Source organism: Peribacillus sp. TH27, from assembly GCF_016650915.1.
In the GTDB taxonomy this organism is placed as follows: domain Bacteria; phylum Bacillota; class Bacilli; order Bacillales; family DSM-1321; genus Peribacillus; species Peribacillus butanolivorans.
Genome location: NZ_JAEKEV010000002.1, coordinates 2,653,661 through 2,669,420, shown reverse-complemented (window position 1 = coordinate 2,669,420; position 15,760 = coordinate 2,653,661). Strand labels below are relative to the sequence as shown.

The 15,760-nt window shown below is 39.8% G+C and carries 15 protein-coding genes and 1 riboswitch; of the genes, 8 read left to right on the top strand and 7 right to left on the bottom strand.

Annotated elements, in window-relative coordinates:
- Positions 1-50: 50 nt before the first annotated feature.
- Positions 51-536 (bottom strand): QueT transporter family protein, encoded by a 486-nt coding sequence (locus tag JFU24_RS14210; protein WP_201250132.1) that lies wholly within the window; start codon positions 534-536, stop codon positions 51-53.
- A gap of 6 nt (positions 537-542) precedes the next feature.
- A riboswitch (PreQ1 riboswitch) is annotated at positions 543-587 on the bottom strand.
- Positions 588-755: 168 nt separating this feature from the next.
- On the opposite strand from JFU24_RS14210, the gene JFU24_RS14205 reads away from it, so the two are divergent.
- Both JFU24_RS14205 and JFU24_RS14200 read left to right on the top strand, forming a co-directional pair.
- The gene (locus JFU24_RS14205) at positions 756-1,277 is read left to right on the top strand and encodes a YbaK/EbsC family protein (RefSeq protein ID WP_201183184.1); all 522 of its coding nucleotides are present in this window, start codon (positions 756-758) and stop codon (positions 1,275-1,277) included.
- A 263-nt stretch (positions 1,278-1,540) separates the two neighbouring features.
- On the top strand, positions 1,541-2,353 hold the full coding sequence (locus JFU24_RS14200; RefSeq protein WP_056522703.1) for a hypothetical protein: 813 nt from the start codon (positions 1,541-1,543) through the stop codon (positions 2,351-2,353).
- A gap of 184 nt (positions 2,354-2,537) precedes the next feature.
- On the opposite strand, the gene JFU24_RS14195 is transcribed toward JFU24_RS14200, so the two are convergent.
- Positions 2,538-2,834 carry a DUF3892 domain-containing protein gene (locus JFU24_RS14195; protein ID WP_201250131.1) on the bottom strand — a complete coding sequence of 99 codons (297 nt, stop codon included), beginning with the start codon at positions 2,832-2,834 and terminating at the stop codon, positions 2,538-2,540.
- Between the two features lie 278 nt (positions 2,835-3,112).
- Here JFU24_RS14195 and adhP point away from each other — a divergent pair, with 278 nt between their 5' ends.
- Positions 3,113-4,126 (top strand): alcohol dehydrogenase AdhP, encoded by a 1,014-nt coding sequence (gene adhP, locus JFU24_RS14190; RefSeq protein ID WP_053347932.1) that lies wholly within the window; start codon positions 3,113-3,115, stop codon positions 4,124-4,126.
- Positions 4,127-4,203: 77 nt separating this feature from the next.
- On the opposite strand, the gene JFU24_RS14185 is transcribed toward adhP, so the two are convergent.
- Genes JFU24_RS14185 through JFU24_RS14175 form a run of 3 tightly spaced genes read right to left on the bottom strand, consistent with a single transcriptional unit; the run spans position 4,204 to position 8,415 of the window.
- Positions 4,204-5,634, bottom strand: coding sequence for a sigma-54-dependent transcriptional regulator (locus JFU24_RS14185; protein WP_201222324.1), 1,431 nt, complete (start codon positions 5,632-5,634; stop codon positions 4,204-4,206).
- A 4-nt stretch (positions 5,635-5,638) separates the two neighbouring features.
- On the bottom strand, positions 5,639-7,255 hold the full coding sequence (locus tag JFU24_RS14180; RefSeq protein WP_201222323.1) for a sensor histidine kinase: 1,617 nt from the start codon (positions 7,253-7,255) through the stop codon (positions 5,639-5,641).
- 11 nt (positions 7,256-7,266) lie between these two features.
- Positions 7,267-8,415, bottom strand: coding sequence for an iron-containing alcohol dehydrogenase (locus JFU24_RS14175; protein WP_098176995.1), 1,149 nt, complete (start codon positions 8,413-8,415; stop codon positions 7,267-7,269).
- 274 nt (positions 8,416-8,689) lie between these two features.
- Here JFU24_RS14175 and JFU24_RS14170 point away from each other — a divergent pair, with 274 nt between their 5' ends.
- The 3 genes from JFU24_RS14170 (at position 8,690) to JFU24_RS14160 (ending at position 10,507) form a co-directional block, all read left to right on the top strand.
- The gene (locus JFU24_RS14170; RefSeq protein ID WP_201250130.1) at positions 8,690-10,099 is read left to right on the top strand and encodes a M28 family peptidase; all 1,410 of its coding nucleotides are present in this window, start codon (positions 8,690-8,692) and stop codon (positions 10,097-10,099) included.
- 76 nt (positions 10,100-10,175) lie between these two features.
- Complete coding sequence (locus JFU24_RS14165; RefSeq protein WP_201250129.1) at positions 10,176-10,313, top strand: hypothetical protein; 138 nt, start codon at positions 10,176-10,178, stop codon at positions 10,311-10,313.
- Positions 10,313-10,507, top strand: a complete 195-nt coding sequence (locus tag JFU24_RS14160; protein ID WP_201183175.1) for a DUF5344 family protein — start codon at positions 10,313-10,315, stop codon at positions 10,505-10,507. Before JFU24_RS14165 ends, JFU24_RS14160 begins: the two co-directional genes overlap by 1 nt.
- Before the next feature lie 174 nt (positions 10,508-10,681).
- Here the strand turns inward: JFU24_RS14160 and JFU24_RS14155 are convergent, their stop codons facing one another.
- Both JFU24_RS14155 and JFU24_RS14150 read right to left on the bottom strand, forming a co-directional pair.
- A complete protein-coding gene (locus JFU24_RS14155) occupies positions 10,682-11,938 on the bottom strand; it encodes a DUF445 domain-containing protein (protein ID WP_201183173.1) in 1,257 nt (418 codons plus the stop codon).
- A gap of 383 nt (positions 11,939-12,321) precedes the next feature.
- Entirely contained in the window at positions 12,322-13,296 is a 975-nt protein-coding gene (locus JFU24_RS14150; RefSeq protein ID WP_201183171.1) for a bile acid:sodium symporter family protein, read from the bottom strand.
- 351 nt (positions 13,297-13,647) lie between these two features.
- Between JFU24_RS14150 and JFU24_RS14145 the strand changes: the two genes are divergently transcribed.
- Both JFU24_RS14145 and JFU24_RS14140 read left to right on the top strand, forming a co-directional pair.
- Positions 13,648-14,325, top strand: a complete 678-nt coding sequence (locus JFU24_RS14145) for a response regulator transcription factor (RefSeq protein ID WP_201222320.1) — start codon at positions 13,648-13,650, stop codon at positions 14,323-14,325.
- Positions 14,322-15,701 carry a sensor histidine kinase gene (locus tag JFU24_RS14140; RefSeq protein ID WP_201183167.1) on the top strand — a complete coding sequence of 460 codons (1,380 nt, stop codon included), beginning with the start codon at positions 14,322-14,324 and terminating at the stop codon, positions 15,699-15,701. The genes JFU24_RS14145 and JFU24_RS14140 overlap by 4 nt, the downstream gene beginning before the upstream one ends.
- Positions 15,702-15,760 lie beyond the last annotated feature (59 nt).

Below are 15,760 nucleotides of genomic sequence, written 5' to 3'. Positions count from 1 at the left end.
AAGCAGACAGCTCTTTTCCATTATAGTGGGTTAACGACGCAAAGATTCCTTTATAGCCACTTTTCAAACTGAATTCTTTTGTTCATTCCATAAATGATTGGCGCACCAACCAAAAGGACGATGAATTCACCGACAGCCGTGGTCATCCAGCTTAACAAGAATGGAAAATCCAGGGCAAGGTTCAGTTCGATTGCAATTAAAAACATTGTGAACGTGAAAAAGATAATCGTAACGATCATCCGTCCTTTAATGCTCTTTATGAAGCGTGAGGCAAAAATGACAAGCAATAAGGCAAGCAGAGATTGCCCTACCCCGAATATCAAATCATATGGCACCATCGGCGAAAAGAGCAGATTCGATATGAAAACGCCGCCCACTATGCCGTAGATATATTTTTTATTAAATACAATCAGATGATTCAATATTTCCGGAACCCGAAATTGGTATATTCCAAATGATATTGGTTGAAACACAAATGAGACCACCACATATAAGGCGGCCAATAACCCGCTTATCACGAGTGTACGAACATTCATTTTATTCTCTCCCTAGTTTTTTATCGTGGGATGGTTACGAACCACGTTTAGGCTTTTGCCCGAAGACTAATAGTATCCCATGTAGGCTTGTTTCGTCAATTTGTAAAGAATGGTTTCAAAATAATAAGTTTTCAAGCTGTGGATGTCTCAAATGATTTTGATTTATTGCAATAAAGGATGATATTATTTTTACATGTACTTCAAAGGAGTGGATATAATATGTCGATCGAGAGTGTCAAGAGCCATTTTAAAAAATGGAATCGGGAAGGCGATGTAATGGAGTTCGAAACATCGAGTGCTACGGTGATTGAAGCAGCAGAAACCATCGGTGTTATTCCAGCGCGAATTGCTAAGACTCTTTCCTTTAAGGGGGAAGGTGAGCATGCGATTTTGGTTGTTGCCGCAGGGGACGCAAAAGTGGATAATAAGAAATTTCGTCAGACGTTCGGTTTCAAGGCACGAATGCTGTCAGCTGAGGATGTGCTTGAGCAGACTGGTCATGCCATTGGAGGAGTCTGCCCGTTTGGGTTGGCAAATGACCTAGATGTTTTCCTTGATGTGTCGATGAAGCGCTTTGAGTCTTTATTCCCAGCATGCGGAAGTGCGAACTCTGCAATAGAACTTAAACTCGCTGAATTATTTGAATATTCAGGAGCAAAGGATTGGGTTGATGTTTGTAAGGCATGGGAAGAAGAGCAGAATGAGGAAGCAGCAGTAGGTAAGGCAGTTGATGGATTTTGATTTATCGTACCAAAAAGAACCACATAGAATGGAAATGAGTCCACTTGGGTGGACTTTATTTGTTGATAACGAGAGACATTACCTGTTCCCTTTTTATTACTGGGTTTTTAGTTATAAGCTTTTAACTTGTTCCGAATAGGTTTGCTCCCATTTTCTTCTGAAAAGTTGACCGCAGATGTAAATTAACGGTCTAATTAGGGGAGGTTTGTTCAACATGGCGCATAGGCAAATCGTTCAGAAAGTTCGTAAGTGGAGGGTAAAAGATGTTCAATGAAAGCTATAAAAAAAACAATAGCAGTTACCTCAGTCTTAAAACTCTTTATGAAGAAAATATCACGGTTAAGAGCATTGCCCAGGAACTTGAGTTTTGCCATAAAAACGATTTAGCACTGGGGATACAAAAAGAATTGGAAAAAAAGAATTTCGATATATTGGCGGTAGAGGATCAAGGGGAAATTATCGGATATATCGAAAGGCAAGAACTTGGTGAAGGTAAGATTGCGGAGTATTTGAAATGTTTTACACCAAGAGAATTGGTTTCGGACTCAACCCCTTTGATTCAACTTCTTCATATTTTTAAGAATAAAACGAGGGTGTTCGTGTTAGAGAATAATTCAATTAAAAAGTTGATTACCCACGCTGACCTTCAAAAGCCTCCAATCAGAATGCTGATTTTTGGATATATTACCCTTTTGGAAATGAGGATGAGCGATATCATCATGGATAAATTCGGGGATGACAGTTGGTATCCAATGATCAGCGGAGATCGTTTAGAAAAGGCTACCGAATTATATAGGAGGAGAATCGATAAAAATGAGGATATCAATTTAATAGAGTGTCTGCAAATCAGTGATAAATTCGATATCATTCATAAAGATCAGGAATTGAGGTTCTTCTTCCAAATTCCTTCTAAAAGTAAAGGAAAGAAAGATGCGAATGCCATTCGGAAATTACGGGATAAGATTTCTCATGCTAATGAACTTGGGTTGGACATGTCCTGGATAGAAATCATCGAAGTGGTGGAATCCTGTGGCCAACTGCTCGAAATCTCTGAATCCTATCGGTATGAAAAATAAAATGATGGTGAGAGACGTTTTAGGTAGACCATACTTCAAATAACTCTGCAATTTTTAAAGCAGAGCTGTAAAGCATTCTCAAGACGAACTGGAATTAAGGAGAACCAGCTACTATGCTGGTTCCTTTTTGTTTAACCCCCTGACAGAAAAAACTGCCCATACGTGAGGCAGCTTCTTCAAATAGTTAGAACTCCGGTAGTTCATCCAGGTTATTTTCCTTTACCCCATCGGGCTCACTCCGCAATATGTCACGGCCATATTTATGGAAGACATCAACATTGGCGAGGTTGCCTGCCTTAGCTTCCGAAAGAGCGGTGGGATAGTCAAGCTCCCGCCCAGAATTTGTTTTGATGGCAATAATATTGTCATCTTCACTTTTTCGTACTGCGATAATTTCTTCTTTTCCAGTTGTATCATGTTGGTTTACTTGTGGGGTTCCCTGCTGTTTGTAGGATTCATATGCTTTTTCAAATTGGTCCATGCTTGGACACCTCCTATTTATAGGGTGAGCTATTTGGTCAGCAATATACAAACCAGGTTTCGTCCAGATTGAGCCGCATTTTTGTCAAAATGGGCCGACTTTTCGGCATTTTTTTATGAAAAGACTGTTGTCCGGGCTTTATTCTTCTGGCATGGCACTTGCATCATAAATAAGTGGAAGTGAGAAATATCCACTTAAAAAAGGGAGGAATATGAATCATGAATGTAAAACAAGGGGCAAGTACTGCGGATGCAAAAAAAATACAAGACGTTAAGACAATGAAGGCGGCGGTCGTCAATGAATTTAATCAAGAGCTTGAGATTAAAGATGTACCAATCCCTGAATTAGAATATGGTGAGATATTAGTGAAAATTAAAGCATGTGGCGTGTGTCATACCGATTTACATGCGGTACATGGTGATTGGCCGGTAAAACCGAAGCTGCCGCTTATTCCTGGACATGAGGGAGTAGGCATTATTGAGAAGGTGGCAGAAGGCGTTACTACATTAAAGGTTGGTGACCGCGTTGGGATTCCATGGCTTTACTCGGCATGTGGCGATTGTGAATACTGTCTGACTGGACGGGAAACGCTTTGCCTGGATCAATTGAATGCAGGATATTCTGTGGATGGCGGTTATGCGGAATATTGCAAAGCGCCAGCAAAATATGTGGTCAAGGTTCCTGAAGGTCTTGACTTTGCGGAAGTTTCACCGATTTTCTGTGCTGGTGTAACGACTTATAAAGCGCTTAAAGTGTCAGAAGCTAAACCTGGAGATTGGGTAGCAATCTATGGAATTGGTGGATTGGGTCATGTTGCTCTTCAATACGCGAAAGCTATGGGCTTTAATGTCATTGCCGTTGATATTCAAGATGATAAGCTTGATCTGGCTACAGAATTAGGAGCAGATTTCACGGTTAATGGTCTTAAGAGCGATCCTGTACAAGCCATTAAGGAAAAAGTTGGTGGAGTACAAGCGGCCATTTCTGTAGCGGTTACGAAAAAAGCTTTCGAACAGGCTTACAGTTCAGTTAAAAGGGGTGGAACATTGGTCGTTGTCGGATTGCCGAATGACGAACTTCCAATTCCAATTTTTGATACGGTACTAAATGGGGTGACTGTAAAAGGGTCAATCGTTGGTACAAGAAAAGATCTACAAGAAGCTGTTCAATTTGCGGCTGATGGCAAAGTAAGGACGAATATTGAAACGAGAACGCTTGATGAAATCAACGACGTGTTTCAAATGATGGAAAAGGGCGAAATCAACGGAAGAATCGTATTAACTTTAGAATAGAAATAAACAAACGAGGGAGTCCTAAAATCGGGCACCCTCGTTTGTTCTAGGTAGCTTATAAGAATTCTATAATTAGATTATGTCTGATTCTTCTCATTTAATATATATCGCAATTTTCTCATGGAGATCTGCAAACGCTTGGCCGCTTCATTTCGGTTTCCATAGGTTTTTTGAAGTGCCTGCATGACGAGTTCTTTGCCAATTGTAGATTCGAGTTGTTTGATTTCCTTAAGGATTTCCTCGAGCATTAGTTCATCTTTCTCATTAAAGTCGGCAACCAGCTGTTTACGCCATTCTTCGAGATGATTTTCAGTCGACTGATTCGCATTCGGCGGGTCTTTTTTTATTGGAATAACCTGGTTGGTAGATAGAAGGAGATCATTTGCCGAGATTTCCTGTTTATGGTCAGCAAGAGTGAGAGTTCGCATGATTACATTAGATAATTCGCGTATATTACCGGGCCAGTCGTATTGCTGTAATTTTTCAATAGCTTCATTGGAAAAGGAGATATCTGCCTGGCCAGTTCTTTCAACCAAATGTCGGACAAGGAGGGGAATATCTTCTTTTCTGTTACGCAAGGCGGGGATATCAAGAGTGACGACGTTCAGTCGATAAAATAGGTCTTCCCGGAATTTGTTTTTTTCAACTGCCTGCTGCAGACTTTCATTGGAGGCGGCTACTAAGCGGGCATTTGTTCTTAATGTCCCGCTACTTCCGACACGCATAAATTCCCGTGTTTCCAAAACTCGAAGCAATTTGACTTGTATGGCCGGACTCGCGTCGGCAATTTCATCGAGGAAAAGGGTGCCATTCCCTGCAATTTCAAAGAAACCTTTTCGTTGTTGGGTTGCTCCGGTGAAGGCCCCTTTTTCATGCCCAAATAATTCGCTTTCGAGAAGGGATTCCGAGATTGCTCCACAATTAATACCAATAAAGGGCTCGTGGCTTCGTGGGCTTGCTGAGTGAATGAAACGGGAAAGTACTTCTTTGCCACTCCCTGTTTCTCCCTCGATCAAGACATTGACGGATTTTTGAGCCACTTTGAAAGCCATTTCAATCAGTTCCTTCATTAATAAACTTTCTCCTACAATGAGACCCGACTCTTTGGCAAGGTTATGGATAAAATGTTGATTCAAATCGTCGTTTTCATTCAATAGGTTGTCAAGTTGCTTTTCCAATACTTCAATATCCACAAAGGGTTTTTCCATATAATCACTCGCTCCAAGTTTCATTGCCTCGACAGCGGTCTTGACTGTGCTGTATCCGGTCATAATCAGTGCCTTGCAAAGCGGTTGTTTTTGTTTCAGATGCTGCAGGAGAGAAAGGCCATCACAATCTGGAAGCTTTAGGTCTATCATCGCGGCATCAAAGCGCTGCTGATTAAAATCTATTTGGTGAAATTCCTTTCCACTGTTCACGACCTGTACGTGATATCCTTTCATCGAAAAAAGGCGGGATAAAAAGGTACCAACTTCTTTTTCATCGTCTACCACAAGTAAATTAATCATCTCATCATCTCCTTTCATCTTCTGGCTGCAAGGGAAGCCTCAGGAAAAATACACTTCCTTTTCCAGGTGCGCTTATTACGTCAATTTTGCCTCCATGGTCTTTCGCAATGCCAAGGCTCACAGATAATCCTAGGCCTGTACCTTTTTCACGGTCCTTAGTCGTATGAAAAGGATGAAAAATGAGCGGCAGCCGCTCTGCTTCAATCCCAGCCCCGTTATCAGCAACCTTCACCACCATGAATTCTTCTTCAGAATAGGTATGAATCGTAATGGATTTTTCCGATATATCACAATCATCCAATGCATCCTTGGCATTCAATAGCAAGTTGATGATTATTTGTTCTATCTGAGGCTGGCTTCCCTTTATGAAAGGAAGATCTTCCTGAAGGGAAAGATGAAGGGAAATTTGTTTCTTCCCTAGTTGAAACTTCAGAAGGTTCATTACCTGATGTATGGCCTCGTTAATAGAGTAATAGTGGAATCTATATTCATCTTGACGGGAAAAGGTAAGTAAGCTTTTCACGATTTGCCTGCACCGGTCGCCGCAATTTTTAATATCGTTTAGAAGCATATAATCTTCGTTGTCTGGTAAAGTGTTCCGTAATAAAAGCTGTGAGTTTCCAAGAATGGCCGTTAATGGGCTATTCAATTCATGGGCAACTCCAGCTGCCATTTCGCCGATGGCTCCGAGCTTGCCTGCATGTAACAATTGAGCTTCCATCTGTCTTCTCTCGGTGACATTTTTATAATAAGCAATGACTCCATAGACCTGTTGATCCTTATTTTGAATCGGATAGGCATGCATTTCCAAGATCGCTTCAGGCTGAAGCAAAATTTCTTGAAACCCTGGCTTATCCTGTACAAAGGTCTCTTGAATCAGTGTCTGAGATTTCTCAATTAAAGGACTTAAGTCAAAAAAAGCTCTGGCTGCATCATTTGATTGGTAGACTTCTCCTTGGCGATCAAAGACGATGATCATATCTTCGACGGCCTTAAAGGTATCCTCCCATTCTTGTTTGGAATGGAGAACTTCTTTATAGAGCTGGGCATTCTCCAAAGTCAGTGCAAGCTGGTTGGAAAGTTGCTCAAGAAAATCCAACTCATCTTTATGCCACGTTTTCTTTTTCTTTCTGCCGAAGGTCCAAACCCCTATTTTTTTATTTTTCCCATACAGGGGCACCAATAGAAGCGTTTCAATCTCAAGAGATAGCAGTCTTTTTTTTTCCGGGAAGTCTTGTAGCATTTTGATTTCCACCTGAATGGATTGTTCGTCTTTCAAGGCAGATGAGAAGTCCTGAAAAGGGTGTAATAGGTTGTTGGATTCAATTTCAAGCTCGCATTGGCCATTAGGACAAATATGGAGAAGAGTTGGTTCTTCTTCGTATAAAATGACAAAATGACTGTCATCGAATGTAATTAGGTGCTTGAGTTTTGAGATAACATTTCGGAGAATTTCGTGAATATCCATGTCTATATTCATGTTTTTAGTGATATCGTTCATAATTTCAAGCTGCATATTTTTCTTCTTCAACTGATCCACGGTTTTCTTAAGTTCCGTGTAATATGTTTTTTTCGAAGACTTAACGCCTGTCATTAAATCGATCAACTCAGATTTGTTCATGTTTTCACCTCTTATAGGGCTGTAAGGAGCAACTGCCTAATCTGTTCTAATGACATATCCCGAGGGTTCGTAATCATGCAGGCATCCTCGAGGGCGGTCATTCCTATTGTATCAATCATGTCTTTGGTAATGCCCACGTCACCTAGGCTCCTGGGTGTCCCGATATCCTGGGACAAGTCCCTTACAAAGTGTACGGCAGCGGTGCCGGCTTGCTGCTCAGTTAAAGCTCTCGTATCAATCCCCATGATCTCTGCTATTTGGCTGAATCGCTTCGGGGCCGCAATTCGGTTGAAGTCCATGACATGGGGAAGAAGGATAGCATTGATTTCACCATGCGGAAGCAGGTACTTTCCGCCAATGGCATGTGAAATTGCATGGGCTGCTCCCAATATGGCATTGGAAAAGGCAAGACCGGCTTGCAGGCTGGCCATCGCCATCGCTTCTTTTGCTTCCTCATTATGTTTAGACGCAACGGAAGGACGTAGGTAACGGGAAACAATGGACAAGGCGTTTTTGGCTTGTACATCGGTCAAAGGAGTTGCAGCGATAGATACATAAGATTCAATGGCGTGTGTCAAAACATCCATTCCAGTAGCGGCGGTCAAATCTGCTTCTAAGGTCGTTAAGGTAGCCGGGTCAACAATCGCAATATCAGGAACGAGGGATTTTGAAATGATCGTCATTTTTTTCTCCCGGAACGAATCGACAATCACAGAAAACTGTGAGACTTCCGAACCCGATCCGGCAGTGGTCATGATCATCACCATAGGGGGTAGAGGAGAATGGACTTTATCAACCCCTTCATAGTCACTGATGGTTCCACCATTCGTTGCCAAAAGGGCGATCCCTTTTGCCACATCCAAGGCACTGCCTCCCCCCACACCTATGATGGCGTCGCATTCATGATCATTAAAAAATAAACAACCGGCTTCTATCTCCCTGTCTTTCGGATTGGTCGTCGTTTCAATGAAGGTGGCAAAAGCAAGCCCCGCATTTTGGCAGGCTTCCATGACAATATCAAGCCAACCAGCGTTGGCTACACCGGAATCACTAACTATCAGTGTCTTTTTGGCACCCAACCGCAAGCAAGCCTCGCCAGCTTGTTCAATAGAACCTTTTCCAAAAATAACTTCCGGCATCACAAATTTAGTTATCGACATCTTCGCGCCTTCTTCCCTGATTAAAGTCATTTTCTCTTTGTACTATTTTCCCGAAGAAAGGCGAAAATCCTGTTTGAATCGCAGGAATTTTTATATAATGTGACAAATTATTAAATAAAATACAACTTTTGGTATAGATCAAATTTCCTGCTAGTTTCTTAAATTTGTAAATTTGTTACTTAAGGCACAGATTAATAGGGATAAACCTACCTAGTTAGAATTTTCTGTATATTGTAAAATAATGGAGGGAATCTATTAAACTGGGAGGCAATCTATGAAAAAACAATTTCTATCCTTATCATTAGTCGCAGCATTAACATTCGGGGCAGCCGGAACCACTACTACTACTGCTTTAGCGACACCGCATTCTTCTCCAGTACATCAGGCGCCATCCACAGACAAGCAAATCGTTAAAAGGATCGATGTCGACAAAATCCACAAGAATATTGAATACCTTTCACAAACACCTCGAGTAGCCGGGACGGAATCTGAGTATAAGGCCGTCCAGTTCATCAAAAAGCAATTTAAATCTTATGGCTATAAAGCCGATATTGAAGAGTTCAGTTTTTTATCCTATACAGACCCAAATCTGGTCGAGCTGTCCGTTGACGGATTTGATGGGGAAATCCAATCAAACCATTTAACCTATTCAGTAAATGGTGATCTATCCGGTGAAATGGTATACGCCGGTTTAGGAACGAAGGAAGAGCTTGAAAAAGCGGGTGTTACAGGGAAGATTGCCCTTATTCAAAGAGGCAGCCTCACTTTTGCAGAGAAAGTATTGAATGCAGCAGAAAAAGGAGCAGCGGGTGTCATCCTATTCAATAATGCAGATGGGGAATTAAATGGGACACTTGGAGGGGCTAATGATAAGTATATTCCATCTGTCACGATAACGAAAAAGGATGGAGAAGCCCTGCTTGAAAAATTGAATGCTGGAGTTAAGCTAACGGCATCATTAAAAATTGAAGGGGCTTATTCTGGAGAAAAAACCTCTTATAACGTAGTGGCCACAAAAAAAGCAACCAAGAACAATAAAGCAAAGAAGAGCGATATCATTTATATCACAGGTCATCATGATTCCGTCGCCGGGGCACCTGGAGCGAATGACGATGCATCAGGAACGTCCGTTACACTTGAACTTGCACGTGTTTTGAAGAATCTTCCTACAGATACGGAAATTCGTTTCGTTACCTTTGGCGCCGAGGAAAATGGATTGCTAGGTTCGCAGCATTATGTGGACAACCTCTCTGATGAAGATATCAAGCGGACGATTGCTAACTTCAACCTAGATATGGTAGGAAGCAGGGACGCTGGGGATTTGGTTATTTTGACTAATGATGGAGAAATGAACCTTGTAACCGAGCTGGCTCAGGAATCAAGTACAAGACTGAATGGTGAGCCGACTCCATATGGACAAGGCGGGCGAAGTGACCATGTATCTTTCGCTGAGGCTGGGATTCCCGCTGCTTTATTCATACACAGTCCATCAGAACCTTGGTATCATACTCCTGATGATACCATTGATAAAATCTCAAAAGAAAAGCTTCAAGATGTTGCTGAAATTGTCGGCACCGCTGTCTATGACCAAGCTAAATTGGAAGCTAAAAAACCTAATCCAAATCATAAAAAAGGGAAAAAGGTGAAAGCGCCGCATTTATTTGACGAAAAGGAATTGAGATAATTCATTAAAAAAGGTATGAATTTTAGAGGGTGCAGCTTGCACTCTTTTTTTTATGTTTAAAAATGGAAAAACCACGATGCTGAATATAGAGAAAAAAGCTATGAGTGCAGCAGGCACCATAGCGCATGAAGCGGATGCTCTTTTAGGAAAAGGAGAAGCCGTCATTGATCAATTGGAAAGTAAAATATCATATTTAAAAGGGTGGTTGTTTTAATGACGACAATCAAACTGAATCATCCTGCCGTAACTAAGCAATTGGAATTCACCTCGAAGTGGATTGATCGTGAAACCAACCTGAAGAAGGTCTTTGAGCAATATATCAAAATCGTCCAAAAAAATGTAGAAGATACGATATTGTTATTCTTAGTCAAAATCTCATTAGCTTTGGCAAAATCATTTCCCCATTAAAAAGCCCTTAAGGTTAAGGGCTTATCATCATTGCTATTACGACTGAGGCAGCGAATCAGCACGAGTCCGAAACTGAGAGAATCAGTGCCAAAAGAACAAACTAGAAACCGGATTCGATCTGGTAACGGCAGCAAGCTGCAAGAAGCTGAAACCATATCGGTCGCAGCGCCGGAATTATACCAGCTTAAGTAGAGCCTGTATACCTGTTAGGATAATCCCTATTATAAAACCACAAACCGCTCCGTTCACACGAATCCATTGTAAATCTTTTCCTACACCATTTTCCATCATATCAATTAGAGTTTCGTTGTCTAGCTTATCTAAATTTTCTTGTACAAGATTGCCGATCTGCGTATGATTATTTTCAATGAGAACAGTAATTTGTTTCTGAATCCAATTATCAATGTGGGTGCTATTTTCTTTTATGTTGTCTAGTATGTGATAAATCAATGGAGTAAGATAAGTATCCATGAAATTTTTATCTTCAACGAAATCTAATGCATCTTGTTGAATTTGTTGTAGACTTCCCATTATTGTTGCTTCAGGTTCCCATTTTGTTAGAAGTTGTTTTTTCCATTTTTCAACTCCTTCTAACAGTTCCCGGTTATGGTCAATGCCTTGTATCTCTTTCCTGATATATAAGATTAAAGCCTCTCTATTTGGTTCTTCCTCGTTTTGTAAATTATTTACGACACTTAATAAAAGGTTTTGTATGATATTCCCAAGTTTCTCTTCGTTAAGTAGACTTTGAATGGATTTAACGGCAAACTGAAGCATACCATCTAGTTCAATCTTACTAAGTACATCCATGGAAACAGTGCCTAGTTGGTGACTTGTTTGTTTTTTTCTTAACCAATCTTCAGCTTTTTTCAAAACATGATCCAAAGCTTTCCTATCAAATTGTTCATTAAGTAGCTGTGAACTTACTAAATGAAGAAGCTTGCTCATTTCTATGTTAGAAAGTGTAGCTTCAATTTTTTTTGCAACGAAAGGTGTAATCTTTTCAATATCTATATAACAAATCATTTGCTTGATAAGTTTAATAAGAACTTTTCTAAAAGCATCACTTTGTATCTCTTTTACTAAAATAGGGATCAATTTTTCTGTAAAAGGAATATGTTTTACTTTGTCTTGAATACTTTCCTTTGAAAGCCAGTCATTTTTTAACATCGAAACAAGTGCATTTGTCATTCTTTTACGATTGTTGGGCAAAAGAGCTGTATGAGGGATTGGTAATCCAAGCGGATGGCGGAATAATGCAGTGACTGCAAACCAATCTGCTAATCCACCAACTAGACCTGCCTCAAACCCTCCATGTAATAAATCTAACGGCAACGAACCTTGAAATGGAGTGGTTGCAATATAACCCAACCCCATGATAATTAGTGAATATCTAGCAATTTTTCTTGACGATTTTATTTTTGGTGACATTATATTCCCTCATCCTTAAAATGATATTCAATTACTATATCCAAATCATTAGCAAGAGTTTTATGTCTTACTTTTATCTAGTAGTATAGCAGGTAGTTCAAAAAATTACCCCCAACAAAGGCAGTAAGTTCATTTATTCAGGGGAAAAAGCATATCACTTATTAAGTAATGGAACCTTAAAAATGCATCACAATATGAATCAGCCCTACAATCATTAATATATCACGTTGAATATTTGTTATCTTCCTTGAAATGTTCAATATGCAGATAGTTAATTCACAATAAAAAAAGCCGATTTACTCAATCGGCTTAATCCACTAATTTAATTAAAAGAGTCAAAAAAGCCCTCCAGATTATCGATTTTTTGGATCATATACACATTATTATGCGCCTATTTTTATCGAATTATTTTTAGCGTTCTCTCCATTTTTTTTATCTTTCATGCGACTGAAAATAAAGGCTAGAACGGAGCCTGATATATTATGCCAAACGCTGAAAATGGCACTAGGTACCGCGGCCAAAGGCGAGAAATGAGCTGTTGCTATTGCTACACCTAAACCGGAATTCTGCATACCAACCTCCATTGCAACTGCTTTCTGTTTAGCTAAATCCATCCCGCATAAACGAGCAAAGAAAAAGCCGAGGAAAAAACCAAGAACATTATGAAGAACGACTACTGCAAAAATCAGCAATCCTGTTTTAGCCAGCTGTGCTTGGCTGCCAGCTACTACAGCAGATACGATCAGAACAATAGAAATGACAGATACTAGAGGCAAAGCCTTTGCACCAGCCTCTGCTTGTTTGCCGAAAAACTTTTTAACAACAAATCCAAGCATCAGTGGGATAATCACCACTTGAATGATAGAAATAAATAATGATCCAATACTAATATTAACCCATTTACTTGCCAAGAGCAGAATAAGCAGGGGGGTTACGATAGGTGCTAGAATAGTGGAAACAGAAGCAATGGCAACTGCAAGCGCAACATTTCCTCTCGCAAGAAACACCATGACATTTGATGCTGTTCCACTTGGGCAACACCCAACCAAAATAACACCAACAGCCACTTCTTTCGGTAAATCGAACCCTATTGCTAATACAAACGCTAATAATGGCATAATGATAAAGTGTCCTGCTACCCCTAGTGCTACTTCTTTCGGTCGACGGAAAACTTCTTTAAAATCCGCTGTTGATAGTGTAAGTCCCATGCCAAACATGACAATTCCTAATAATGGAACAATATAGGCTCCAATCCATATAAAATGATTAGGCATGATATACGCAATAATTGCGAAAATAATGACCCATAAGGTAAACGTTTTACCAGCAAAAGAGCTGATTTTCTCTACTAAACCCATAGTGACCTCCTAGATGTTTTAAAATAAATCAATTATAAATTATATTCAGAATATTTAAAACTCTTTTAAGTGATAAAAAATATCAATGCGTTTCTAACCAGCCATTTGGGAATCAATTTACTACTTCTTATGTTTATGAAGATAAACTTTAATAAAAAAGCGGACAAGGTTTTAAAAACTTTGTTCGCCATTTTTATTTAGATAGGCCTATATATTATTGGCAAACTAATTTATAAGGAAAGTAACCACTGGTTTTCTAGAGCGCGAATCAGTATTGGTTGTTTTAAAAGCTCAATTATTGCTATTGTAAGAATAACTAGGGTTATTAAATGAAGTGGAGATGTGGTTTCTTTGATACATATATTAATTGCTGATGATGATCGTCATATTAGAGAATTATTAAAATTTCACTTAGAAAAAGAAGGGTACATGGTGTTCGAAGCAAAGGATGGAAATGAAGCTTCATCAATACTAGAGAAAGAACGAATCCATCTTGCTGTTGTAGATATTATGATGCCATATAAAAACGGACTGGATCTTTGTAAGGAAATACGGGATCAATATGATCTACCGGTTATTTTATTGACAGCTAAAGATCAACTTATCGATAAAGAAAAGGGGTACTTTGCTGGTACTGATGATTATCTCGTCAAGCCATTTGAACCCCGAGAGCTATTATTTCGAATTAAAGCTCTTTTGCGCAGGTATCGCATGGTTAATTCTGAATTGATTTCCTTGAATCAAACGGTTATTGACCGTAAAAGTTATGAAGTGCGAATAAAGGGGAATACGTTGCTCCTGCCGCTTAAGGAATTTGAGCTACTAGCTCAGCTGGGGAGTTTTCCTGATCAGGTCTTTACACGTGAGCAGCTAATTGAACTGGTGTGGGGTGCTGATTTTGAAGGGGATGATCGGACTGTTGATGTCCATATTAAACGGTTAAGGGAACGTTTTGCAGGGCGGACCGATGATTTTGTGATAACGACTGTCCGTGGCTTAGGTTATAAACTGGAGGTCAATAAGAAGTGAAAACACTTTATTTCAGGATAGTTATTCAAACCATTTTGATCATGGTACTTGCCAGTGTCATCGCTTTTTTAATTTCCAATGTCTATTATCATAAGGTTCAGAAACCACACAATGGTGAGAAGATAAGCAAAGTTGCTGGTGATATCGTCTCCTTATATGAAGAAAATCCAGGTCAGGATATTGATGCGTATTTAAATCATATTGCAGGATTGCACTATCAAATGTATTTATTTAATGAGCAGGGTGAAGGGACTTTGTATGGGGAGCCGTTTCGGGAAACAGCTTTGGATTCAGACACGATTTCAGGAGTTTTGAACGGGAAAACCTATCAAGGGATCGCTAATTATAATAATGGGCTGTTTATTACGGGTTTTTTTGAGGATGTATTAATCAATAGCGTTGGGGTACCAATTAATGTGGATGGCGAGAAATATGCCTTGTTTGTAAGGCCGAATATAGAACTGCAGTTTGGAGAGTTCCGCTTTTTCCTTGCTGTTTTGCTCGTACTTACGCTCCTTCTCAGTTTCTTATTTGTGATCATTAACACGCGATTCATTGTTAAGCCAATTACGAAATTAACAGAAGCCACAAAGAGAATCGCTGATGGGGATTATAGTAGTAAATTGAATGTAACCCGAAGCGATGAGATAGGGGATTTGGCACAGCATTTCTCGAAAATGACTCAAAGCATCCAGCGGTTAGATGATATGAGACAGGAATTCGTTTCAAATGTTTCTCATGAAATTCAATCTCCGCTCGCATCTATACAAGGTTTTTCTCAAACCCTTCAATCGGAGGAATTAACAAAGGAACAAAGAAATAATTACTTGTCTATTATTGAAAAAGAGAGCCGGCGCATGTCCTTGTTGAGTAAACAGCTCCTAATGCTTGCTTCCTTGGATATAGAGGATGACCCGCTGCAACGGTCAAATTTCGATTTAGCGCAACAAATACGGCAAGTGATGTTCATGCTGGAATGGAATTGGCGGGAAAAAGATATGGTGATCGAAATGGATTTACCTTCAACCATCATTTCTGCTGATGAGAAACTATTAAACCAAGTATGGACTAACTTGATAACCAACAGTATTAAATACTCTGATATCGGTAGTTCGATTGTTATTCAAATCAAGAAAATTGATGGCTTTGTAGAAGTGAAGATTGCGGACACGGGTATGGGAATTCCAGAAGAAGACCTCCCTTATATCCTTGATCGCTTTTATAAAGTTGATAAAGTGAGAAATCGCAGTGAAACAGGCAGTGGCTTAGGACTTTCGATAACAAAGAAGACGGTTGAACTACATGGCGGAACGATTGAGGTTCAAAGCGAACTTGGCAAAGGGACCACTTTTTATATCCGGTTGCCCCTTATGTAATCATTCGTTCATCTTCCATTCATATTGATTGATTACAATCAAAACATACCGATTGAAGT

Bases quoted from the DNA above. Each gene is read 5' to 3' on its own strand.
- JFU24_RS14210 (WP_201250132.1), bottom strand. From the start codon at position 536: ATGAATGTTCGTACACTCGTGATAAGCGGGTTATTGGCCGCCTTATAT.
- JFU24_RS14205 (WP_201183184.1), top strand. From the start codon at position 756: ATGTCGATCGAGAGTGTCAAGAGCCATTTTAAAAAATGGAATCGGGAA.
- JFU24_RS14200 (WP_056522703.1), top strand. From the start codon at position 1,541: ATGTTCAATGAAAGCTATAAAAAAAACAATAGCAGTTACCTCAGTCTT.
- JFU24_RS14195 (WP_201250131.1), bottom strand. From the start codon at position 2,834: ATGGACCAATTTGAAAAAGCATATGAATCCTACAAACAGCAGGGAACC.
- adhP (WP_053347932.1), top strand. From the start codon at position 3,113: ATGAAGGCGGCGGTCGTCAATGAATTTAATCAAGAGCTTGAGATTAAA.
- JFU24_RS14185 (WP_201222324.1), bottom strand. From the start codon at position 5,634: ATGATTAATTTACTTGTGGTAGACGATGAAAAAGAAGTTGGTACCTTT.
- JFU24_RS14180 (WP_201222323.1), bottom strand. From the start codon at position 7,255: ATGAACAAATCTGAGTTGATCGATTTAATGACAGGCGTTAAGTCTTCG.
- JFU24_RS14175 (WP_098176995.1), bottom strand. From the start codon at position 8,415: ATGTCGATAACTAAATTTGTGATGCCGGAAGTTATTTTTGGAAAAGGT.
- JFU24_RS14170 (WP_201250130.1), top strand. From the start codon at position 8,690: ATGAAAAAACAATTTCTATCCTTATCATTAGTCGCAGCATTAACATTC.
- JFU24_RS14165 (WP_201250129.1), top strand. From the start codon at position 10,176: ATGCTGAATATAGAGAAAAAAGCTATGAGTGCAGCAGGCACCATAGCG.
- JFU24_RS14160 (WP_201183175.1), top strand. From the start codon at position 10,313: ATGACGACAATCAAACTGAATCATCCTGCCGTAACTAAGCAATTGGAA.
- JFU24_RS14155 (WP_201183173.1), bottom strand. From the start codon at position 11,938: ATGTCACCAAAAATAAAATCGTCAAGAAAAATTGCTAGATATTCACTA.
- JFU24_RS14150 (WP_201183171.1), bottom strand. From the start codon at position 13,296: ATGGGTTTAGTAGAGAAAATCAGCTCTTTTGCTGGTAAAACGTTTACC.